The 21,551-nt window shown below is 45.0% G+C and carries 16 protein-coding genes; 6 read left to right on the forward strand and 10 right to left on the reverse strand.

Translation table 11 applies throughout. The annotated features are described in order from the left end of the window. Positions 1–424: 424 nt before the first annotated feature. Positions 425–1,294 (reverse strand): TraB/GumN family protein, encoded by an 870-nt coding sequence (locus ACHUFZ_RS10225; RefSeq protein ID WP_394127091.1) that lies wholly within the window; start codon positions 1,292–1,294, stop codon positions 425–427. Positions 1,295–1,699: 405 nt separating this feature from the next. Between ACHUFZ_RS10225 and ACHUFZ_RS10230 the strand changes: the two genes are divergently transcribed. After that, positions 1,700–4,351 carry a beta-N-acetylhexosaminidase gene (locus ACHUFZ_RS10230; protein ID WP_394127092.1) on the forward strand — a complete coding sequence of 884 codons (2,652 nt, stop codon included), beginning with the start codon at positions 1,700–1,702 and terminating at the stop codon, positions 4,349–4,351. Positions 4,352–4,447: 96 nt separating this feature from the next. Here ACHUFZ_RS10230 and ACHUFZ_RS10235 read toward each other — a convergent pair whose 3' ends face one another. From ACHUFZ_RS10235 to nagA, 5 genes are all read right to left on the reverse strand, one after another. Then, positions 4,448–5,839 carry a peptide MFS transporter gene (locus ACHUFZ_RS10235; RefSeq protein WP_394127093.1) on the reverse strand — a complete coding sequence of 464 codons (1,392 nt, stop codon included), beginning with the start codon at positions 5,837–5,839 and terminating at the stop codon, positions 4,448–4,450. A gap of 295 nt (positions 5,840–6,134) precedes the next feature. Continuing rightward, a complete protein-coding gene (asnB, locus tag ACHUFZ_RS10240; protein ID WP_134835263.1) occupies positions 6,135–7,799 on the reverse strand; it encodes an asparagine synthase B in 1,665 nt (554 codons plus the stop codon). 222 nt (positions 7,800–8,021) lie between these two features. Beyond that, positions 8,022–9,611 carry a cation:proton antiporter domain-containing protein gene (locus ACHUFZ_RS10245; RefSeq protein WP_394127094.1) on the reverse strand — a complete coding sequence of 530 codons (1,590 nt, stop codon included), beginning with the start codon at positions 9,609–9,611 and terminating at the stop codon, positions 8,022–8,024. A gap of 85 nt (positions 9,612–9,696) precedes the next feature. Beyond that, positions 9,697–10,911 carry a DNA-binding transcriptional regulator NagC gene (gene nagC / locus ACHUFZ_RS10250; RefSeq protein ID WP_394127095.1) on the reverse strand — a complete coding sequence of 405 codons (1,215 nt, stop codon included), beginning with the start codon at positions 10,909–10,911 and terminating at the stop codon, positions 9,697–9,699. A gap of 2 nt (positions 10,912–10,913) precedes the next feature. Beyond that, on the reverse strand, positions 10,914–12,050 hold the full coding sequence (gene nagA / locus ACHUFZ_RS10255; RefSeq protein ID WP_394127096.1) for an N-acetylglucosamine-6-phosphate deacetylase: 1,137 nt from the start codon (positions 12,048–12,050) through the stop codon (positions 10,914–10,916). Between the two features lie 482 nt (positions 12,051–12,532). Between nagA and nagE the strand changes: the two genes are divergently transcribed. Together nagE and glnS are read left to right on the forward strand one after the other, a co-directional pair. Continuing rightward, positions 12,533–14,107: an N-acetylglucosamine-specific PTS transporter subunit IIBC gene (gene nagE / locus ACHUFZ_RS10260; RefSeq protein ID WP_394127097.1), complete on the forward strand. Its 1,575-nt coding sequence runs from the start codon at positions 12,533–12,535 to the stop codon at positions 14,105–14,107. Between the two features lie 247 nt (positions 14,108–14,354). Beyond that, positions 14,355–16,025: a glutamine--tRNA ligase gene (gene glnS / locus ACHUFZ_RS10265; protein ID WP_134835258.1), complete on the forward strand. Its 1,671-nt coding sequence runs from the start codon at positions 14,355–14,357 to the stop codon at positions 16,023–16,025. Between the two features lie 100 nt (positions 16,026–16,125). On the opposite strand, the gene fcrX is transcribed toward glnS, so the two are convergent. Further along, on the reverse strand, positions 16,126–16,575 hold the full coding sequence (fcrX, locus tag ACHUFZ_RS10270) for a ferric iron uptake transcriptional regulator FcrX (RefSeq protein WP_394127098.1): 450 nt from the start codon (positions 16,573–16,575) through the stop codon (positions 16,126–16,128). 202 nt (positions 16,576–16,777) lie between these two features. Between fcrX and ACHUFZ_RS10275 the strand changes: the two genes are divergently transcribed. Further along, positions 16,778–17,278 carry a DUF4442 domain-containing protein gene (locus tag ACHUFZ_RS10275; RefSeq protein WP_394127099.1) on the forward strand — a complete coding sequence of 167 codons (501 nt, stop codon included), beginning with the start codon at positions 16,778–16,780 and terminating at the stop codon, positions 17,276–17,278. 72 nt (positions 17,279–17,350) lie between these two features. On the opposite strand, the gene fldA is transcribed toward ACHUFZ_RS10275, so the two are convergent. From fldA to ACHUFZ_RS10290, 3 genes are all read right to left on the reverse strand, one after another. Continuing rightward, the gene (fldA, locus tag ACHUFZ_RS10280) at positions 17,351–17,884 is read right to left on the reverse strand and encodes a flavodoxin FldA (RefSeq protein ID WP_004413179.1); all 534 of its coding nucleotides are present in this window, start codon (positions 17,882–17,884) and stop codon (positions 17,351–17,353) included. Positions 17,885–17,926: 42 nt separating this feature from the next. Next, positions 17,927–18,148, reverse strand: a complete 222-nt coding sequence (locus ACHUFZ_RS10285) for a DUF2788 domain-containing protein (protein WP_053440537.1) — start codon at positions 18,146–18,148, stop codon at positions 17,927–17,929. Positions 18,149–18,241: 93 nt separating this feature from the next. After that, a complete protein-coding gene (locus ACHUFZ_RS10290; RefSeq protein ID WP_394127100.1) occupies positions 18,242–19,006 on the reverse strand; it encodes an alpha/beta fold hydrolase in 765 nt (254 codons plus the stop codon). Positions 19,007–19,098: 92 nt separating this feature from the next. On the opposite strand from ACHUFZ_RS10290, the gene seqA reads away from it, so the two are divergent. Both seqA and pgm read left to right on the forward strand, forming a co-directional pair. Further along, the gene (gene seqA / locus ACHUFZ_RS10295) at positions 19,099–19,647 is read left to right on the forward strand and encodes a replication initiation negative regulator SeqA (RefSeq protein WP_053440535.1); all 549 of its coding nucleotides are present in this window, start codon (positions 19,099–19,101) and stop codon (positions 19,645–19,647) included. An 89-nt stretch (positions 19,648–19,736) separates the two neighbouring features. Next, positions 19,737–21,383: a phosphoglucomutase (alpha-D-glucose-1,6-bisphosphate-dependent) gene (gene pgm, locus ACHUFZ_RS10300; protein WP_394127101.1), complete on the forward strand. Its 1,647-nt coding sequence runs from the start codon at positions 19,737–19,739 to the stop codon at positions 21,381–21,383. Positions 21,384–21,551 lie beyond the last annotated feature (168 nt).

The raw sequence follows: 21,551 nt of genomic DNA on the forward strand, positions 1-21,551 counted from the left end.
CTCTTCACTGACCGTATTAAGAAAGCCTGCTTTATAGCAGGCTTTCGTCGTTTTTGAGCAGAGGAAATAGGATTAGAACCCAAGTGGGGTTCGTCTGATATTAGAATCTGGCTCTTCACCGGCCATATTTAAAAAAAGGCTCTGCAGAAATGCAGAGCCTTTTTTGCATTTACGGTATAAAGATTCGAACCGAGGTGGGTTCGTCTGAGTTTAGAATCTGGCTCTTCACCGGCCATATTTAAAGAAGGGCTCTACAGAAATGTAGATCCCTTTTTTGCATTTTGAGATAAAAGATCTGTCATTCCATAGACTGACGAAGGAAGGAGTAGGGAATCTCTTGATATCGTGTGGGGAGTATTGGAGATCCCCAACTCGCTCGTTTCTCACTCTTGAGGATGACTGCACGACCGATAGAGAAGTGTCCTTAGTACTCAAACTCACATAACGCCGGTTTGCTTTTCGAAAGCTGAGTTACTTTAAAGCCACCCTCTTTAAGCAGTGCGAGAACATTGTTTTCCCCTACTAGATGCAAGCTACCAACGACCATAAGATACGTTCCTTTTTTCTCCTTTGACCAGCTTGGGTTAGCCAGCTGTTGGGCCCAGTCGAGATTTCGGTCTGTGAGGAAGGCAGTTTCAAACTCTTCCGACATTTCGGTTAGCTTGGCAAACTCGTTCAGTTTTTCAATATCCCCAGCTTTCCAAGTTTTAATCAAGCAGTGAGCCATCTCCTCTGAATGGTCAAATTCATTAATCGCACTCAAAAGTAGCTCTTTCCCTGACTCTTTTTGGCCTGTTAAAAGGTCAATTTGAAACTGGAGAGGCTCCAGGCTGATGACAGGAATATTTTGAAAAGTAGCTTTATAGGTTAGGTGCGCATCGACACCATAAGCCGCTTTATAGCCTAAATATTCTATCTGTTTCATTTGAACTGCGAGCGCAGTTGCCCATGGTGGGGAGTTAAGCAATTGAGGGGCATTCAGCTCTAACAGATTGGCGATCCCTTTCAACTCGTCTTGTTGTTTTGCTGTTAGGACATTTTTGCTCAGCAATGTCACGGGTGGGTAAGTTACGCCCTGACTCTTACGCACGTCCGTCTCAATGATCAAACCATCACTGGTCTGTAATGCGTCCATGATCTGTTTATTTAACGGGAACATGCTGTCATCACCGACATGTACGGAACCGAGTATGTAGTAATTCAACTTACCCTTTGTTGCTTGCCAAAATAGTGGCTCGGCAAGAGTGGTGGTCGAGTAGATTAAAGCAATAAACGGGATAAGTAGTTTGCGCATTAAGTATGAGTTGCCTTACTGAAAAATTGTTGAATCCAAAATTATCAACGTATTTTGACGAGAGAATTGTGAGTGTTAGATCACGTTTCGAATTCTAGTTACTCGTTTCAGTTTATGACAACTGATCGAGAGATGTGATCACTATTCACGAATTGCATCCATTTGAGGCGGAAAGCTGTGATTTACTTCTCAGTAATCTCGTCAAAATAAGTCCGTCGAAATTAACGTTGTTCGTAACTATATGTTTATAAAGAGTTTAAAGTTTTTAGGTTTTATAAAGTTTGAATCGGATCACTTTCGATGATGATTAATTTTACGATGAAAAATAACTCAGGCTATTGTGATTGCATCTTGATTTTGACGCCGAACTTTTCAGGCTTCGCTCCACTTTTAAGGGTAAGTAAGATGTTTAAACAAACTTTCATCGCGACTTCAGTATTAGCAACGTTAGCGGGTTGCGCATCGTTTCAGTCTACTGAACAAAATGTCGTTAACTCACTTGCAGCAAACTTAGATGTTCAATATGAAGTACTCACTAACCACGGCGCTAACGATGGTCTTGCATGTCAGGATATGGGCGCTGAGTGGGCTTCTTGTAACAAGGTCAACATGACACTCGTTAACCAGGGTGAAGTGGTTGACTCAAAAGATTGGGCTATTTACTTCCACAGCATTCGCCTGATTTTAGATGTTGATAATGAGCAGTTCAAAATCTCACGTGTAACCGGTGATCTACACAAACTCGAGCCAACTGATAAGTTTGATGGTTTTGCGGCGGGTGAAGAAGTAACGCTTCCTCTAGTTGCTGAATACTGGCAGCTGTTTGAAACTGATTTCATGCCGGGTGCATTCGTTGCTGCACCAAACGCAGAGCCTAAGATGATTGCTTCGCTAAACACTGAGGACGTGGCTTCTTTCGTGACTGGCCTTGAAGGTGACAATCTAAAACGTACACCGGATGACAACAACGTATTTGCCAACGCTGTGTCTCGTTTCGAGAAGAATGAAGATTTAGCAAAACAAGACGTATCAACCACGCTGCTGCCAACGCCAATGTTTGTTGAAGCGGGCAAAGGCACAGTAGATATCTCTGGTGGTATTACACTACCTAAAGATGCGTTCGATGCGGCTCAATTTACTGCAATTCAAGATCGTGCAGAAGTGGTAGGTGTGGATGTTCGCGGTGATGTTCCAGTTAGCATCACAGTTGTTCCTGCAGACTTCACCGGTGAATTAGCAAAATCTGGTGCTTATGAGATGAGCATCAAAGGCGACGGTATTGCGATTAAAGCGTTCGACCAAGCAGGCGCTTTCTACGCGGTACAATCTATCTTTGGCCTGGTAGATAGCCAAAACGCTGATTCTCTACCACTGCTGTCTATTAAAGATGCGCCTCGTTTTGATTACCGTGGCGTAATGGTGGATGTGGCGCGTAACTTCCACTCTAAAGACGCAATTCTTGCAACGCTAGATCAAATGGCGGCGTACAAGATGAACAAACTACACCTTCACTTAACGGATGATGAAGGCTGGCGTATAGAAATTCCAGGTCTACCTGAGCTAACTGAAGTCGGTGCCAATCGTTGTTTCGATGTTGAAGAGAAAAGCTGTCTACTGCCTCAGCTAGGCTCAGGTCCAACATCAGACAACTTTGGTTCTGGCTACTTCAGCAGAGCTGACTACGTGGAAATCTTAACCTACGCGAAAGCACGTAACATCGAAGTGATTCCAGAAATCGATATGCCAGCGCACGCTCGCGCAGCAGTGGTATCGATGGAAGCGCGTTATGACCGTCTAATGGAACAAGGCAAAGAAGCTGAGGCGAACGAATACCGCCTGATGGATCCACAAGATGAATCAAACGTAACCACGGTTCAGTTCTACAACAAACAGAGCTTCATTAACCCTTGTATGGAATCGTCAACTCGCTTTGTTGATAAAGTGATTTCTGAAGTGGCAGCAATGCATGCTGAGGCAGGCGCTCCGCTAACAACCTGGCACTTTGGTGGCGACGAAGCGAAGAACATCAAGTTAGGCGCTGGTTTCCAAGACGTTAACGCACAAGACAAAGTAAGCTGGAAAGGCACGATTGACCTATCTAAGCAAGATAAGCCATTCGCGCAATCGCCAAAATGTCAGACGTTAATTACCGACGGCACAGTAAGCGACTTCGGTCACCTGCCAAGCCACTTTGCTGAGCAAGTGTCGAAGATTGTGGCAGAGAAGGGCATTCCAAACTTCCAAGCTTGGCAAGATGGTCTGAAGTACAGTGAAGGTGAGAAAGCATTCGCAACAGAAAACACTCGCGTGAACTTCTGGGATGTTCTCTACTGGGGCGGTACTTCATCAGTGTACGAATGGTCTAAGAAAGGTTACGACGTAATCGTTTCTAACCCAGACTACGTTTACATGGACATGCCATACGAAGCGGACCCACAAGAGCGTGGTTACTACTGGGCAACGCGTGCAACAGACACTCGTAAGATGTTTGGCTTCGCACCAGAGAACATGCCACAAAATGCGGAAACGTCTCTAGACCGCGATGGCAACGGCTTTACTGGTAAAGGTGAGATTGAAGCGAAGCCTTTCTACGGCCTATCAGCACAGCTTTGGTCTGAGACAGTACGTATCGATGAGCAATATGAGTACATGGTATTCCCTCGCGTACTTGCAGCCGCTGAGCGTGCATGGCACCGTGCAGATTGGGAGAACGACTATAAAGTGGGTGTAGAGTACTCGCAAAACTCTAACCTAGTAGACAAAGCAGCACTAAACCAAGACTACAACCGCTTTGCGAACGTACTTGGTCAACGTGAACTGGCTAAGCTAGAGAAAGCGGGCATCGACTACCGCCTACCTGTACCTGGTGCGAAAGTAGAAGATGGCAAGCTTACAATGAACGTTCAGTTCCCAGGTGTTGAGCTACAATACTCTCTAGATGGTGAAAACTGGCTGACTTACGCTGACAGCGCGCGTCCGGCAGTAGAAGGTGAAGTATTCATCCGTTCAGTGTCTGTGACTGGTGAGAAAGCGAGTCGAGTGACTAGCGTGAAATAATTCCCCCTCCCTGCCAATCTAGACAGAAAGGAAAGGGAAAAACGCCCGGCCAGTGATGGTCGGGCGTTTTTATTTTTTATAGTGAGTAAGCTGCTATTAAGCGATTTGCGTTTGTTGTTCTTCAACTTGCTCTGCATTGCTCATTGGGCTTTCTGCGCCATGCATCCAACGAACTAGTGTGTTAGAGAACAATAGTAGGATGACACCAGATACAGTTGCTGTCACAGCAATACCAGTAAAGATAGCCATTGCACCTAGCTCACCAACGTGAGAGCCCACGTAGCCAGCAACGTAGTTAGCAATTGCATTACAGCCAAACCAAGCGCCCATCATCAGTGATGCTAGACGTAGTGGAGCAAGTTTGGTTACTAGAGAAAGGCCAATTGGTGATAAGCAAAGCTCACCAAGAGTATGGAAGAAAAATGCACCAACTAACCATAGCATTGATGTTTTCACTGCCGTGTCGCCACCTTGCTCCATCACAGCACCGACCATACATAAGAAGCCAAGTGCTAAGAAGAACATCGCCATTGCAAACTTCACCGGAGAGTTTGGCTCTCGCTTGCCGAGCTTAACCCATAACACGGCTAATACAGGTGCTAGAGTGATAATGAAGAATGGGTTCAAAGATTGGAACCAAGCTGCTGGTACTTCAAATCCACCGATCATACGGTCGGTATACTGCTGGGTGTAGATATTCATCAGACCGCCGGCTTGCTCGAAACCAGCCCAGAATACGATAGTGAACAAGCTCATCACTAGAATAACTTTGATACGGTCAAATTCTTCTTTAGTAAGCGGTTCTTTCTTAGATGACTTCTTGATGGCTAGATCACGCTTAGCGGCTGGTTCGCGGCCAATGTCACCCAACCAAGATTGAGCTAGGGTCATTTGCATTACCAAGCTTACTAACATACCTACACCGGCAGCAATAAAGCCTGCTTTCCAACCAAATGAGTTAGTCACAGAACCAGACACAACACCTGCGAGTAGCGCACCAAGGTTTATACCCATGTAGAAAATGGTAAATGCACCGTCACGGCGGTTATCGCCCTCTTGGTAAAGATCACCAACCATGGTTGAGATGTTTGGTTTAAATAGACCGTTACCTGAAATCAACAGAGCAAGACCTAGGTAGAAGGTATGTAATGAGCCAAGACCAAGAGCATCTGCTGGTAATGCGAGAGTGAACTGACCTGCGGCCATCAGAACACCACCAATTAAGATTGAGCGACGTTGGCCTAGGTAGTTATCGGCCAAATAGCCGCCAATTAGGGGGGTAATGTAGACAAGTCCAGTATAGATGCCGTATAGGTCAAGAGCATCTTTAGTCGACCAGCCCAAGCCGCCATTCATGGTTGCGTCTGTTAAATAAAGCACTAGGATGGCGCGCATCGCGTAGTAAGAGAATCGCTCCCAAAGTTCGGTACCGAACAGTAGGAATAGGCCACGTGGATGGCCAAAAAATTGGTGATGTTGGTTTGTCATAAGTTTTATTAATCTTAGCTATTATCGTTTTTTATTGGCTCTTACATATACTCTTTGGGTGCCTATACTGCAATCGGCAATAATCGTCGATATTGTGAGATTAAAATCCTAACCTTATGACTTGTAAGTAATTAATTGTCGTGTGGGTTACATGTTGTTCGTGCTACAAACTTAGTTTCCAAAATTGAGTTTGGTTTACGCAATTGTTGTCAATATTGATGTGGTGGATTTGTTGTTGTTGGAGTGATAAAAAAAGGCACCGCTTGGGTGCCTTAAGAATGGAAATGATCAGTGGTTAGTAAGCGTCGTTGTGGACACTTTGCACTGCACGACCTGATGGGTCTGCCATGTTCTTAAATGACTCATCCCATTCAATCGCTTTAGCAGATGAACATGCTACCGATGGACCACCTGGAACACACTCTGCCGCTGATGGTAGTGGGAACAACTCTTCAAAGATCTCACGGTATACGTAACCCTCTTTGGTTGTTGGTGTGTTGTATGGGAAACGGAATGCCGCGGTTTCCATTTGCTGGTCGGTAACTTTAGCTTCAGCTACCTCTTTTAGCGTGTCAATCCAGCTGTAACCAACACCGTCAGAGAACTGTTCTTTCTGGCGCCATGCGATTGCTTCCGGCAGGTAGTGTTCGAAACACTCACGTAGGATATGTTTCTCCATCTTACCGTTGCCACACATCTTGTCTTCTGGGTTTAGGCGCATCGCTACGTCGATAAACTCTTTATCTAAGAAAGGTACACGGCCTTCAACGCCCCATGCTGCTAGAGATTTGTTAGCGCGAGCACAGTCAAACATGTTCAGAGCAAGTAGTTTACGTACTGTCTCTTCGTGGAACTCTTTTGCGTTTGGCGCTTTGTGGAAGTATAGGTAACCGCCAAAAATCTCATCTGCGCCTTCACCTGAAAGTACCATCTTGATACCCATCGCCTTGATCTTACGACCCATTAGGAACATAGGTGTCGATGCGCGAATCGTCGTTACATCGTACGTTTCAATGTGGTAGATAACATCACGGATTGCATCTAAACCTTCTTGAATGGTGTAAGTCATCTCATGGTGAACCGTACCAATCTGGTCAGCGACTTCTCGTGCTGCTTTTAAGTCTGGCGCACCTTCAAGGCCAACGGCAAATGAGTGAAGTTGTGGCCACCATGCTTCAGATTTTTCATCATCTTCAATACGCATTGCAGCAAAGCGCTTAGCAACCGCAGAAGTGATCGATGAATCTAGACCGCCTGAAAGTAGTACACCGTATGGAACGTCTGTCATTAGCTGGCGTTTAACCGCAGCTTCTAGCGCTTCAGTCAGTTCTTCTTTGCTTGTTGAGTTACCTTGTACGGCAGCGTATTCGTTCCAGTCACGGATGTAGTAACGCTGAGGCTCAGAATCTGTAGAGCGGTAGTAGCTACCCGGTGCGAATTCGCTCACCGTTTTACATACAGGTACGAGCGCTTTCATTTCAGACGCCACGTAGTAGTTACCGTGCTCATCATGGCCTTGGTACAGTGGGATAATACCGATATGGTCGCGGCCAACTAGGTATTGATCTTTTTCTTCATCGTAAAGAACAAATGCGAAGATGCCGTTAAGCTCTTCAAGCAGATCTGCGCCCATATCTTGGTATAGCGCTAGGATTACTTCACAGTCAGAGTCTGTTTGGAAGTCATATTTACCTTCGTAACGTGCACGGATCTCTTTGTGGTTGTAGATCTCACCATTCACTGCAAGGATGTGTTTTTTGTCTGGACTATATAGTGGTTGAGCTCCACTATTTAAACCAACAATCGCTAAACGCTCATGCGCAAGAATTGCTTTTTCTGAAGAATAAATACCAGACCAGTCTGGACCGCGATGACGCAGCTTTTTAGACATTTCTAGCGCAATTGGACGTAGCGCCTCTGCATCACTCTTGATGTCTAAAATACCAAAAATCGAACACATACAACTTCCCTTTAAATTCATATTAACTTTCTAACTTCAATTTGCCATTTTGATTAAAAAAATCAACCTTGTTTGATTAAAAAAATAATCATAACGACATAATGGTGAATGAAATTTAATTAAAGTTGATTTTTGGTGTATGAAATCTAGGTTTTGTTGTTTATTTGAACAAATAATGAAAAAGCCGCTCGAAATGAGCGGCTTAGTGAAGGGCGATGGAAGTTAGTTTACTCGGTTAAATTCGGGCTGTAGCTGATCACATACATGGCGAGCAAAACCACTACCAGCCTCACTATAGATGTTGAAAGCGGCATCGACACCACCATCAATCAGTGCTTCAAGCTGATCAGGGTATTCTGCAATAGCGGCAATTTGTCCTTTAAAGTTTCGACGCTGAAGCTGTTCCAGTGCGACTTGGTTACCTTGGTGGTGCGGCATTGCTAACAGAACCAGCTTTACATTCGCGGTATCTAGAATTCGTTCCCAAAAATCTGGGTCGGTTGCGTCGCCAGCAATAACGTTGCGACCGTGCGCCTTGTGCTGATGAGCCCCCTCTTCACGAACTTCGATACCTAAGCTGATTTTTCCGTAGCGATTTCTCAGCTCATCGTAAGCACCGGTACCGATACGCCCCATGCCTAGAATCAATACTTGAGCATGGCCTGGATTAATCAGTTGGTCGCGTGTGTTGAGCTTTTCTGCTGCATGTTCGCGTAACCATCGACCGGAGCGCTGGTATAAAGCATGCCCATGGCGATTGATTGGTGCAGCAAGAACAAACGAAATAGATACTGCAATGGCCAGTGCGACGAGAATATCACCACTCATCCAGCCCATCTTAAAGGCCAATCCACCCACGATTAGACCAAACTCACTGAAGTTAAATAGGCTTAATGAAGCAAGTAGCGACGTACGCACACGGAACTTAAACGTGTTGAGTACAAGGAAGTAGAGAATGCCTTTTAGAGGTAATAGCAATAGGAACAAAATCGCTAAAGCGAAACCCGATAACGTAGGGCTGGCTGAAAGACCGATGTTAAGAAAGAAGCAAACTAGGAACAGCTCTTTCAAATTGAATAGCGACTTGGATAGCTCCGAGGCCTTTTTATGTGCGGCGAGCAGCATACCTAGAATTAGCGCGCCTAGGTCTGGCTTCATACCGACAAGTTCAAATAAGCCAGCGCCGGCTACGAGAGCAAAGAAAATCCCCAATAGTACCAGCATCTCACCGTGGCCAACCCAATCCAGCATTTTGAAAAAGAGTGGTCTTAGTAACGGTAGGGCAAATAGGCCGACGGCATACCACTCTGGGATTTTACCCGTTGAGGCAGTTAAGAACACAACAGCAAAGATGTCTTGCATAACCAAGATACCAATGGCAATGGTACCGTAAGTCGCGTTCATCTCACCTTTTTCCTGCAATGACTTCACCGCGAAAACGGTACTAGAGAAAGAGAGCGCAAAGCCAAGTAGCACAATTTGGTCAATAGACATCGCCGCTAAAGAGCTGACGCCTAAGAATTTGAAACAGAATAGGGCGAGGCTAAAAATAGCTGTTGATAACAGGTTATGAATGGAGGCACCAGCCCAGATCTCTTTCGAAAGTAGGGTCTTGATGTCTAATTTCAGGCCGATAGTGAACAGCAGTAATGTGACACCCAGATCGGCAAAAGTCACGATGGTATCGTCACTCTGGTAGCCCATTGCGTGTAAACCAAAACCAGCAAGCAAGAATCCGACTAACGGGGGAAGGTTGCATTTGAGTGCAATAAAACCAGCTAAAAAAGCCGCTGAAATTAAGATGAGTTCCATATTTGTGTTATTTCGTCCTAAAAAAACGGGCTACATATTGTAGCCCGCTATTCTAACTCAATTAGTTGCTTACTGGGGGAGAGAATTAATCTTCTAACAATTTTTGTAACAATACCCCGTTTAGCATCGCACGTTTAATCATCGCAAACGCACCAAGGGTAGGTTGCTTATCAATCTTTGACGCGACAATTGGCAAGTCATTATGGAAAGTGGTTAAGGATTGATTTTCGACATTACGACGAATAGCAGGGAAGACAATATCTTCACACTGGGTAATGTCGCCAGCGATAATGACTTTTTGCGGGTTAAACAAGTTAATGGTAATCGCGATCGCTTTACCTAGCTTGTTACCTACACGGACTAGGCTCTGTTTTGCTAGTTCATCACCAAGGTTGGCGTGCTCACATACGTCGGAAATGTTGATCGTCTCAAGCGTAGTTAGGCTAGATTCGTAGCCTTGCTTGATGAGCTTATTCACGCGCTCAACGATCGCAGGATTTGCTGCAACGGTTTCCAAACAACCGAAGTTACCACATTGGCACTGCTCGCCTAGCGGATCGATTTGAATATGGCCAATTTCACCGACGTTGCGGTTAAAGCCTAAGAAAACCTGACCATTAACGATAATACCTGCACCGGTACCGCGGTGGACACTGACTAAGATAGAGTCTTGACAGTCTTGGCTTGCGCCAAAGTAATGTTCAGCTAACGCCATACCACGCACATCGTTACCGACGAAACACTGCACATGAAATGACTTATGGATGATTTCCGATAGTGCTAGGTTGTCGATTGGAATGTTTGGCATGTACTCAACCACACCGGATTCTGGGTTGACCAGACCTGGAAGGGTCACACCGATGGCGATGAGCTGGTTGATAGAGTTTTGCTGAGTTTGGATAAACTGTTTGAGTTGCGTGAGCAAGCCTTCAATCAATTCATCTTGAGTGGTGTAGAAGAACTCACAGTAATCAGAAGCGAGCTCTTTACCGCCTAGGTCATAAAGGCTGAACTGCATGTAGTCACGACCTAGACGAATAGCTACCGAGTGGAACGGCTCTACCTCTGTCGTGAGAGATATTGCGCGGCGACCACCTGTAGATGCTTGTTGCGCGACCTCTTTAATTAGGCCGCGCTCTAAAAGTTGGCGGGTGATTTTTGTAACACTTGCGGGTGCCAGTTGACTGACGTCGGCAACTTGGATCCTAGAAATAGGGCCTTGTTGGTCGATGAGTCTGTAAACTGCTGCACTATTTAGTTGTTTTACTAAATCTACGTTACCTATTTGTCCGCCATTCATTCTTAATTTTGCTCGTATTGTCCGTTAACAACCGTCGCTTGAACATTGAAGTCACGATCAAATACAGTGAGGTTTGCAACCATGCCTTTCTTCACTCGGCCTAGCTGCTCTTCAACACCGATTGCTTTTGCAGGGTACAAAGTAGCCATGCGTAGTGCTTCGTCCAGAGCGATTCCGACGTGCTCAACAGTATTTTGAACTGCTTCGATCATTGTAAGTGCTGAGCCGCCTAGTGTGCCATTTTCATCAACACACTTACCATCACGGTAATATACTTTCTTACCAACAAAAATAAAGTAATCCATGTCAGCGCCTGCAGGAGCTGTGGCATCGGTCACTAATACTAATTTTTCGCCCTTAATTTTGTGAGCGATACGAATGTTTGCGTAGTCAACGTGGAACCCATCAGCAATGATGCCTGCGTATACGTCTGGCGTGTCGTAGATTGCGCCGACAACACCTGGTTCACGACCAACCATAGGCGTCATTGCATTGAATAGGTGAGTTGCGAAAGTGATGCCTGCATCAAAGCCACGACGTGCTTCAGCGTAAGTTGCATTGGTATGACCGATTGATACTACGATGCCAGCTTGCTTAAGGCGCTCAATGTGTGCTGGTTCGTTGTGCTCAGGTGCTAGTGTCACTTTTGCAATAACGTCAGCGTTGTCACACATGAAGTCGATCATACTGTCATCCGAAGGGCGAATGAAATCCACACTGTGGATGCCTTTTTTCGCAACGTTAAGGTATGGGCCTTCTAGGTGTAGACCTAGCGATTGATTTTGGTACTTCGCGTGGTAGTCACGTGCAGCAGCCACCGATTGACGCATATCTTCATCAGATGAAGTGATAAGCGTAGGTAGGAAGCTTGTACAGCCTGATTTTAGGTTAGCTTCGTGCATGATCTGCATGGTTTCTGCTGTGATTTCATCGTTCAGCATCACGCCGCCACAACCGTTTAACTGTAAGTCAATGAAGCCCGGGCTAAGGTTAGCGCCATTTAGGTCACGAGTTTCAATGCCTTCAGGAAGCTCCGAAATTGGACATACAGCATCAATAAGGTTGTTGTTAATGATAACAGCATGTTCAACGAGGACGTCGCTGCCGGTAAAGATTTTACAGTTAGTTAGCGCATACATGGTTAGCTAATCCTTATAGGTTAGATTCTTAATACTTTTTAGCCGCCTAAATGAAGTAAGCTCGGTGAAAAGTTTTACTTTATTTGTAGCCTTCAATTAGGTCGCAAAATATCTTTAGCAAACGAAAAAATGAGTCGTCTAAAATCGATGTTAGCTTTGGCCGTTACTGAGCTGGTAAGAGATTAAGGTCGATGCCAAAACCTCGCTTGGTGCTAGAGATAGCAACACTCACAGCCTATTTCTATTGAATAAGAGTAACTCGATTTCACTCTAATGAATGCTATTTTTTTGGATTGTAAAATAAGTTTTATGATCTCGCTAGCAAAAACCTTGGATATTGCCAGTTTCTGGTGATTAGGATCACAAATGATGAGGTTTTAATTTGCGGAGCAAAATTAATATCATAAACTGAACAGGACTAAATTGAGCGGCTAAAAAAAGTAGCTCAACCAAAATACAAAATCCTATAGGGGGAACTTAAGGTGAATATTCTTGGATATGCGCAAAAGTTAGGTAAAGCTCTTATGCTTCCTATCGCAACGCTTCCAGTTGCGGCGCTCTTACTACGTTTAGGTCAAGGTGACCTTCTTGATATCCCATTCATGGCGCAAGCTGGTGGTGCTATCTTCGGTCAACTACCGCTTCTATTCGGTCTAGGTATCGCGATTGGTCTTTCTAAAGACGGTCAAGGTGCTGCAGGCCTAGCTGGTGCAGTTGCGTACTTCGTACTAACAGCAACAGCAACAACAATTAACGCTGACGTTAACATGTCATTCTTCGGTGGTATCATCGCTGGTATCATTGCTGGTCACTCTTACAACGCTTTCCATGCTACACGTCTTCCTGAGTGGTTGGCATTCTTCTCTGGCAAACGTCTAGTACCAATCATGGCTGGTCTATTCGCGCTAGTAGCAGGTGCTGTTTCTGGTGTTGTATGGCCAACTATTCAAGGCGGTCTTGACGCTCTAGCACACGCTGTTTCTACTTCAGGTGCTGTTGGTCAGTTCGTTTACGGTACTCTTAACCGCGCACTTATCCCTGTAGGTCTTCACCACGTTCTTAACTCTTACTTCTGGTTCGGTATGGGTACGTGTCAAGAAGTTCTAGTTACTGGCGCTCAAGCAGCTGGTCAAGCTCTTCCTGCTCTACAACAGCTTTGTGTAGACCCAGCTCTAGCTAAGACTCTTGTTGCTGGTCAATCACACACATTCGAATTCGCTAACTCTGTAACTCCAGAAATCACTGCAACTGTTAAAGAAGTAACTGAAACAGTTAAGTCTGGTGATCTACACCGTTACTTCGGCGGCGACAAGTCTGCTGGCGTATTCATGAATGGCTTCTTCCCTGTAATGATGTTCGGTCTACCTGGTGCAGCTCTAGCAATGTACCTAGCAGCTCCAGCTGAAAAACGCAGCCAAGTTGGTGGTGCACTATTCTCAGTAGGTTTCTGTTCATTCCTAACAGGTATCACAGAGCCACTAGAATTCATGTTTGTATTCCTAGCTCCAGCTCTATACGCAATGCACGCTGTATTCACTGGTCTATCTCTAGTTGTTGCTAACATGTTTGGTACGCTACACGGCTTTGGTTTCTCTGCAGGTCTAATCGACTTCATCCTGAACTGGGGTCTAGCAACTAAGCCGGTAACGCTACTACTAATCGGTCTAGCTTTCGGTGCTCTATATTTCTTCACATTCTCGTTCGCAATCCGCGCATTCAACCTGAAATCTCCAGGTCGCGAAGATGACGACGAAGAAACTTCAGCTGCTCCAGCTGGTGAAGCGAAAAGCGGCGACCTAGCTCGTCAATACCTAAAAGCTCTAGGTGGTCACGACAACCTAACTTCAATCGACGCTTGTATCACTCGTCTACGTCTTACTCTAAAAGACCGCTCTGTAGCTGACGAAGTAGTACTTAAGAAGCTTGGTGCGAAGGGTGTCGTTAAACTAGGTGAGAACAACCTTCAAGTTATCCTTGGTCCTCTAGCTGAAATCGTTGCTGGCGAAATGAAAGCAATTGGTGCTAACGAAGACCTATCTGATGTAAAACTTCCTTAGTAACCACTGGTTAATAAGTAAGTGATAAAAGCCTCCTTCGGGAGGCTTTTTTGCGTTTGGCGCTTAAGGAGAGATGAACAATGCTAGCTTCTTAACCAGACAATGAAAAAAAAAGTGTTTTCAGTCGAGATATTGTTGTGTAATCCACCAGAATTGTGGATCATTAGACGTTATGTACTTGGCGGCTACTGATGTCGTCAAAGTAAAGAATTATCTGAACAATACTACAACAATTGAGGTGCTATAGATGAGTGAAGCTGAGGCTCGTCCATCGAATTTCATTCGCCAAATCATCGATAAAGATTTAGCGGATGGTACACACACAAGCGTGCATACTCGTTTCCCGCCAGAGCCGAATGGTTATCTGCATATCGGTCACGCTAAGTCAATTTGCTTGAACTTCGGTATTGCTCAGGACTACCAGGGTCAGTGTAACCTTCGTTTTGATGACACTAACCCAGAAAAAGAAGACGTTGAATACGTTGAGTCAATTAAGAATGATGTGAGCTGGTTAGGCTTCGAGTGGAGCGGTGATGTATGTTACTCATCAAACTACTTCGACAAGCTGTATGGCTACGCAGTGGAATTAATTAACAAAGGCTTAGCGTACGTTGAAGAGCTAAGTCCTGAGCAGATCCGCGAGTACCGTGGCACACTTACCCAACCAGGTAAGCCAAGCCCATACCGTGATCGTACGCCAGAAGAGAACCTAGCGCTATTTGAAAAAATGCGCGACGGTGGCTTCGAAGAAGGTAAAGCGTGTCTACGTGCGAAGATTGACCTTGCGTCTTCTTTCATCGTACTGCGCGATCCAGTTCTATACCGTGTCCGTTTTGCAGAGCATCACCAAACTGGTGATAAGTGGTGCATTTACCCAATGTATGACTTCACGCACTGTATTTCTGATGCGTTAGAGGGCATTACGCACTCTATTTGTACGCTAGAGTTCCAAGACAACCGCCGTCTATACGACTGGGTTCTAGACAACATCACGATTGATTGTCAGCCTCGTCAGTACGAGTTCAGCCGTCTGAACCTTGAGTACACGGTAATGTCTAAGCGTAAGCTAAACCAACTAGTGACTGAGAAATTGGTTGATGGTTGGGATGACCCACGTATGCCGACTATCTCTGGCCTACGTCGTCGTGGCTTTACCTCTGCGTCTATTCGTGAGTTCTGTAAGCGTATTGGCGTAACTAAGCAAGACAACATGATTGAAATGGGCTCACTAGAGTCTTGTATTCGTGATGACTTGAATGAAAACGCACCACGTGCAATGGCGGTACTTGATCCTGTTAAGATCGTTATTGAAAACTTCGAGGAAGGTAAGGTTGAGTCACTCACTGTGGCAAACCACCCGAACAAACCTGAAATGGGTGAGCGTGAAGTTCCATTTACTCGTGAAGTGTGGATTGAGCGTGAAGACTTCCGTGAAGAAGCGAATAAGAAGTACAAGCGTCTAGTGCTAGGCAAAGAAGTTCGTCTACGTGGCGCTTACGTGATCAAAGCTGAACGTATTGAGAAAGATGCAGAAGGCAACATCACCACTATCTTCTGTAGCTACGATGCAGATACGCTAGGTAAGAACCCAGAAGATGGCCGTAAAGTAAAAGGTGTTATTCACTGGGTATCAGCGGACAAAGGTCTACCAGCTGAAATTCGCCTGTACGATCGCCTATTTACAGTGCCTAACCCGGCAGCAGCAGATAACTTTGCTGAGACAATTAACCCAGAGTCTCTGGTTAAGCTAAATGGTTTTGTTGAACCAAGCCTAGCGAATGCAGAAGCAGAAGCTGGTTTCCAGTTCGAGCGCATGGGTTACTTCTGCGCAGATGCGAAAGAGTCTAAAGCGGATGCTTTGGTCTTTAACCGCACAGTAGGGTTACGCGATACTTGGGCTAAAATCGAAGCTAAGTAAGCAACCGCTCTAAATAAAAAATGCCAGTCAAACGACTGGCATTTTTGTATCTACAGTAGATAAAAGAAAAGCGCTCATTGAGCTTGAGCGCTTTCTTAGATTACTTCTTCGGCATGTGAGCGTCAGGGTTATCTTTACAGCTTCCATCGCCACACTTACCGTAGAGGTAAAGGCTGTGGTTAGTTAGCGTCACATTGTATTTTTCAGCGATTTCTTTTTGACGTTCTTCAATGACGTCATCAGAAAACTCGATTACTTCACCACAATCTAAACAAACAAGGTGGTCGTGGTGGTGCTGAGTCGATAATTCAAACACTGACTTACCGCCTTCAAAATGGTGGCGAGTCACGATACCTGCATCATCAAATTGGTTTAATACGCGATACACTGTCGCTAGGCCGATTTCTTCACCTAGGTCGATCAGTTTTTTATACAGTTCTTCAGCACTGATATGTTGGCAGTCAGGTTGCTGTAATACTTCTAAAATCTTGAGTCTTGGAAGGGTAACTTTAAGACCAGCATCCTTGAGCGCTTGGTTATTGTCTGACATATACTTTCCTGTTGATGAGCTGCAGTAATTAACAGAATCCAATATTCCTATCATTATAGGGCACTACACAATAACAATAAACCACGAACTTCAAGGGGTTACTACTATTTTTTTATAAAGTGGTGTGATGTCACTGATATGTGACATCCGACCAGTTACAATTGGTTAACAAATTAAAGGAGCTTGTACTTAGGGACTGAGAATGAATAAGTCATTAGCCAAAATATATAAGCCTAATGTGGTGAAGTTTGCACTCAATAGTTGGCCGCCTTTTTGGGGAGCCGGAATTAAAATATTATCGATCAGTGACGATTTCCGCGAGGTGAAGATGAGATTAAAGCTTCGCTGGTGGAACAAAAATGCCAATCGCACTCAGTATGGTGGCAGTATTTTTTCTCTCACCGATCCTGTCTATTCATTGATGTTGATGGGGATACTGGGTGAGGAATATTATGTGTGGGATAAAGAGGCGAGTATCAACTTTATCAAACCAGGTCAGAGCGACCTTTATGCTGACTTTTGTGTCAGTCAGGACCAACTGCAAGATATCCTAAATAAGACGGCTAACGGGGATAAGTGTTTTCCTGAATTTATTACCAACGTGAAGGATAAAAACGGCACTGTGGTATCAGAGGTTCAGAGAAAACTCTATGTCCGTAAAAAGCCCAAATACCGCGAAGAGAACGAAGAACAGCTTGCGTAGCGGCAATAGGGTTAAACCAGATACAAAAAAACCTCCCATTGGGAGGTTTTTAAATTGGCTTGGAAGAAGGTATTAGTCTTCTAGCTCAGCTAAGCACATCTCTTCGTGGATTTGCTTACACCAGTTGTTAACGCGCTCTTCAGTTAGTTCTGGTTGACGATCTTCATCAATACACAGACCAACAAATAGGCTGTCGTCACCTTCAACAAGACCTTTCGACGCTTCAAATTCGTAGCCGTCAGTTGAAGTGTGGCCAAGGATAGTGCCACCTTTCGCTTCAACGATGTCACGAACTGTGCCCATCGCATCACAGAAGTATTCTGCGTAATCTTCTTGGTCACCACAACCGAAGATAGCGACTAGCTTAGTTGAGAAATCAATCTGCTCAAGTTCAGGGAAGAAATCATCCCAGTCACATTGTGCTTCACCGTAGTACCACGTTGGGATACCTAGAAGCAGAAGATCGAAGTTGTCGATGTCTTCTTTGCTGCTTTTTGCGATGTCTTGAACGTGAACTAGTTGTTTACCTAGTTGCTTTTGAATCATCTTTGCAACAGCTTCAGTGTTACCTGTGTCGCTACCAAAGAAGATGCCTACACTTGCCATAGATTCGTTACCTTTACTATTTTCTGTTGTAGTGTCGACTCATTAGCCGAGACCACCACCTTCCCAACTGAGCTGAATAATGCCTTTAGCAATAAAACCAGCACAGCCAAGGAATAGGACTAACCATACAATGCGACGACCGAAAGGGGGGACATTACCCGCTTTTAAGACATCTTTTATCGCCATACCAATCAAGAAAAAGATAGACGCAAAAAGTAGATCGAGACCAATTGACTCGAGCATGTTCATGTAGTCGTAAAGCATGGGTTCCCTTTATGCCAAATTACTTGCGCGGAACTATACCACTGTTAACAGATAAAGTTAACGGCCAGAGCGTAACAGATCTCTCATTCTGTTTTAGGCAATGAATTTTCGAATTACGCGTAGAACTTCAGCAGGCTTTTCTGCATGTAGCCAGTGACCGGTATTGGCGATCACATGGGCTTTGGCATTCTGGAACTGACTCTGGACGTCTGCTTGGTGTTCTGCGGTTAGATAGTCAGAATCACCACCTTTTAAAAACAACGTTGGAGTGTCAATTGGGGCGATAGGCTCCCAGCCTAAAATATCCCAGTAGTTGTTCCAAAGGCTAGTGACGTTAAAGCGCCAAGCTAGGTGTTCGCCATTGTTAAACAATGACTTGCCTAGGAACTGCCTTACTCCTTCGAGCTCAATATGCTGGGCAAGGATGTCGAGTGCTTGCTTTCTGTTTACTGGCTGTTGCGCTTCGACCGCTTTCAGGCCATCAAACACATTGTCATGACGACTTTGGCTATATTTTACTGGTGCCATATCAAGCACCAATAGATTGGCAATATTGCCTCTATCAATGTCGGCGAGTTTCATTGCCACTTTACCACCCATTGAGTGACCAACGATAATGTAGTTGGACAGCTCTAAGTGCTGCACTACATCAAGCACATCTTGAGCCATTAGCGCGTAGTTGTGCTCATCAGTATGTAGAGATAAGCCATGGTTGCGAAGGTCGATGCTAACCACCTGATGATCTTGTCTTAGATCCCGTGCAAGTAGACCTAGGTTATCTAAGTTTCCAAACAATCCGTGGATCAGAACAATGGTGTGACCCTCACCTTCGACTTTGTAGTTGAGCAGATGTGACATTTTATTCTATTCGTTACAGGTAAACCGTAGAGTCTCTTTAAAGATCTCGCTATAATCCCCCAGAGTTTAAACATAGAGATTGTGAAAAGCGAATGAAAACAATTGAGGTTGATGAGGATCTATACCGTTACATCGCAAGTCAGACCCAGGACATCGGTGAAAGTGCTTCGGACATTCTGCGTCGTCTTTTAATGACAGATGCGAAAGATCCTGCTCCAGCAGCACAACAGCCGCAGGTTATGGCGCAACCAAAAGGTGTGGTGGTTAGTAAAGATGCAATTAAAGAAGAGTCTGTAGATAGTGTGAAAGAGATGCGCTCACTGCTCATTTCTGACGAATTTGCTGGCCTTAAAAAAGCGATCGATCGTTTTATGTTGGTTCTATCAACACTGCATCACATTAACCCGAGTGATTTCTCTGAAGCAACACAAGTAAAAGGTCGCAAGCGCGTTTACTTTGCTGATAATGAGCAGACACTTCTGGCTAACGGTAATACGACGAAGCCAAAGGCTATTCCGGGTTCACCATTCTGGGTGATTACCAACAACAACACTAGCCGAAAAAGGCAGATGGTTGACCAACTGATGGCGCGAATGAATTTCCCATCAGATCTGATTGAGAAGGTCACTAACTCAATTTAAATAATTCTGATTAGAACCTCATAATGCGCGGCTTAGATAACGTATTATGAGGTTTTTTATTTCTCATTATTTTAAGAAAGGATGTCAAAATGGCTATGCACCCACGAGCGGGACAAAAAGCTCAACAGCAAGACCTGCATAATATTCCAGCCCTCGTCGCGAACTACTTCCTCCTTCAGCCAGACCCAAAAAATCCAGACCACAAAGTTGAATTCGGTACATCTGGGCACCGCGGTACTGCTGATAAATCAACATTTAATGAACACCATATTTTAGCAATCGCTCAAGCGGTCGCTGAAGTTCGTGCAGAGAAAGGTACAACAGGTCCACTTTTTGTTGGCAAAGATACTCATGCGTTGTCTGAGCCTGCATTCTCGACGGTTGTTGAAGTTCTCATTGCTAACGGCGTAGAAGTGATTGTTCAGCAAGACAATGGCTATACTCCGACTCCGGGTGTTTCACACGCTATTTTGACGCACAACCTTAAGCACGATGACAAAGCGGATGGCATTGTTATCACACCATCGCACAACCCACCACAAGACGGCGGTATTAAATACAACCCGACACACGGTGGTCCTGCGGAAGGCGAACTCACTCAAGCGATTCAAGATCGCGCTAACGTACTCATCGCTGAAGGTCTTCAGGGCGTAAAACGTATGCCTCTTGAACAGGCGAAAGCATCAGAGTTATTCAAGCAGATTGATCTTGTAAAGCCATACATTGATGACCTAGTAAATGTTATCGATATGGAAGCGATCCAAAAAGCTAACCTTAAACTGGGTGTAGATCCACTAGGTGGTAGCGGTATCGATTACTGGCGTCAAATTGGTCAAGCGTACAACCTTGATCTTACGCTAGTTAGCGAAGCGATCGACCCATCGTTCCAGTTTATGTCACTGGATAAAGATGGCGTGGTTCGTATGGACTGTTCATCTCCTTACGCGATGGCAGGTTTGCTCGCACTAAAAGATGAGTATGACCTAGCGTTTGGTAATGACCCAGATTACGACCGTCACGGTATCGTGACGCCAAAAGGTCTGATGAACCCTAACCATTTCTTAGCAGTGTGTATTGATTACCTATACCGTCACCGTGAAGGTTGGGGTAAAGACGTGGCTGTTGGTAAGACGCTGGTATCAAGTGCGCTGATTGACCGTGTTGTCGCGGACCTTGGTCGCGAACTGTGTGAAGTGCCAGTTGGCTTCAAATGGTTTGTGGATGGTCTTTATCAAGGTAAATTTGGCTTTGGTGGTGAAGAGTCTGCGGGCGCTTCATTCCTACGTAAAGATGGTACGCCTTGGTCAACTGACAAAGATGGCATCATCTTATGTCTGCTAGCGGCTGAAATTACTGCAGTAACCGGCAAGAACCCACAAGAGTACTACGAAGAGCTAGCGGCGAAACACGGAGCGTCTGAATACAACCGTATTCAAGCTGTGGCGAATGGTCCGCAAAAAGCAGTGCTATCTAAGCTTTCTGCTGAAATGGTAACAGCAGAAACTTTAGCGGGTGATGCAATTACGGCTCGCCTTACTCATGCTCCTGGTAATGGTGCGGCGATTGGTGGTCTTAAAGTGACCACTGCAAATGGCTGGTTTGCTGCGCGTCCATCGGGTACTGAAGACATTTACAAAATCTACTGTGAGAGCTTTAAAGGCGCTGAGCACTTAAAGCAGATTGAAGCCGAAGCACAAGAGATCGTAAATCAGGTATTCGCTAACGCAGGCCTGTAATTTAAGCGATTAACGGTTGTATTAAGGGCTGACAAATTGTCAGCCCTTTTTTATTAGCCTTTGTAGTGAGCTTCACTGTTAGGATCACCCTTGTCATTCCATAGACCGAAGAATGAGGGAGTAGGGAATCTCATATAATTGCCGACATACTTAAAGAGATCCCCAACT

Origin of the sequence: Vibrio hepatarius, assembly GCF_043642085.1 — a bacterium.
GTDB classification, from domain to species: domain Bacteria; phylum Pseudomonadota; class Gammaproteobacteria; order Enterobacterales; family Vibrionaceae; genus Vibrio; species Vibrio hepatarius_C.

What these genes read in the sequence shown, in the direction of transcription:
- ACHUFZ_RS10225 (WP_394127091.1), bottom strand. Translation starts at nt 1,294, where the DNA reads ATGCGCAAACTACTTATCCCGTTTATTGCTTTAATCTACTCGACCACC.
- ACHUFZ_RS10230 (WP_394127092.1), top strand. Translation starts at nt 1,700, where the DNA reads ATGTTTAAACAAACTTTCATCGCGACTTCAGTATTAGCAACGTTAGCG.
- ACHUFZ_RS10235 (WP_394127093.1), bottom strand. Translation starts at nt 5,839, where the DNA reads ATGACAAACCAACATCACCAATTTTTTGGCCATCCACGTGGCCTATTC.
- asnB (WP_134835263.1), bottom strand. Translation starts at nt 7,799, where the DNA reads ATGTGTTCGATTTTTGGTATTTTAGACATCAAGAGTGATGCAGAGGCG.
- ACHUFZ_RS10245 (WP_394127094.1), bottom strand. Translation starts at nt 9,611, where the DNA reads ATGGAACTCATCTTAATTTCAGCGGCTTTTTTAGCTGGTTTTATTGCA.
- nagC (WP_394127095.1), bottom strand. Translation starts at nt 10,911, where the DNA reads ATGAATGGCGGACAAATAGGTAACGTAGATTTAGTAAAACAACTAAAT.
- nagA (WP_394127096.1), bottom strand. Translation starts at nt 12,050, where the DNA reads ATGTATGCGCTAACTAACTGTAAAATCTTTACCGGCAGCGACGTCCTC.
- glnS (WP_134835258.1), top strand. Translation starts at nt 14,355, where the DNA reads ATGAGTGAAGCTGAGGCTCGTCCATCGAATTTCATTCGCCAAATCATC.
- fcrX (WP_394127098.1), bottom strand. Translation starts at nt 16,575, where the DNA reads ATGTCAGACAATAACCAAGCGCTCAAGGATGCTGGTCTTAAAGTTACC.
- ACHUFZ_RS10275 (WP_394127099.1), top strand. Translation starts at nt 16,778, where the DNA reads ATGAATAAGTCATTAGCCAAAATATATAAGCCTAATGTGGTGAAGTTT.
- fldA (WP_004413179.1), bottom strand. Translation starts at nt 17,884, where the DNA reads ATGGCAAGTGTAGGCATCTTCTTTGGTAGCGACACAGGTAACACTGAA.
- ACHUFZ_RS10285 (WP_053440537.1), bottom strand. Translation starts at nt 18,148, where the DNA reads ATGCTTTACGACTACATGAACATGCTCGAGTCAATTGGTCTCGATCTA.
- ACHUFZ_RS10290 (WP_394127100.1), bottom strand. Translation starts at nt 19,006, where the DNA reads ATGTCACATCTGCTCAACTACAAAGTCGAAGGTGAGGGTCACACCATT.
- seqA (WP_053440535.1), top strand. Translation starts at nt 19,099, where the DNA reads ATGAAAACAATTGAGGTTGATGAGGATCTATACCGTTACATCGCAAGT.
- pgm (WP_394127101.1), top strand. Translation starts at nt 19,737, where the DNA reads ATGGCTATGCACCCACGAGCGGGACAAAAAGCTCAACAGCAAGACCTG.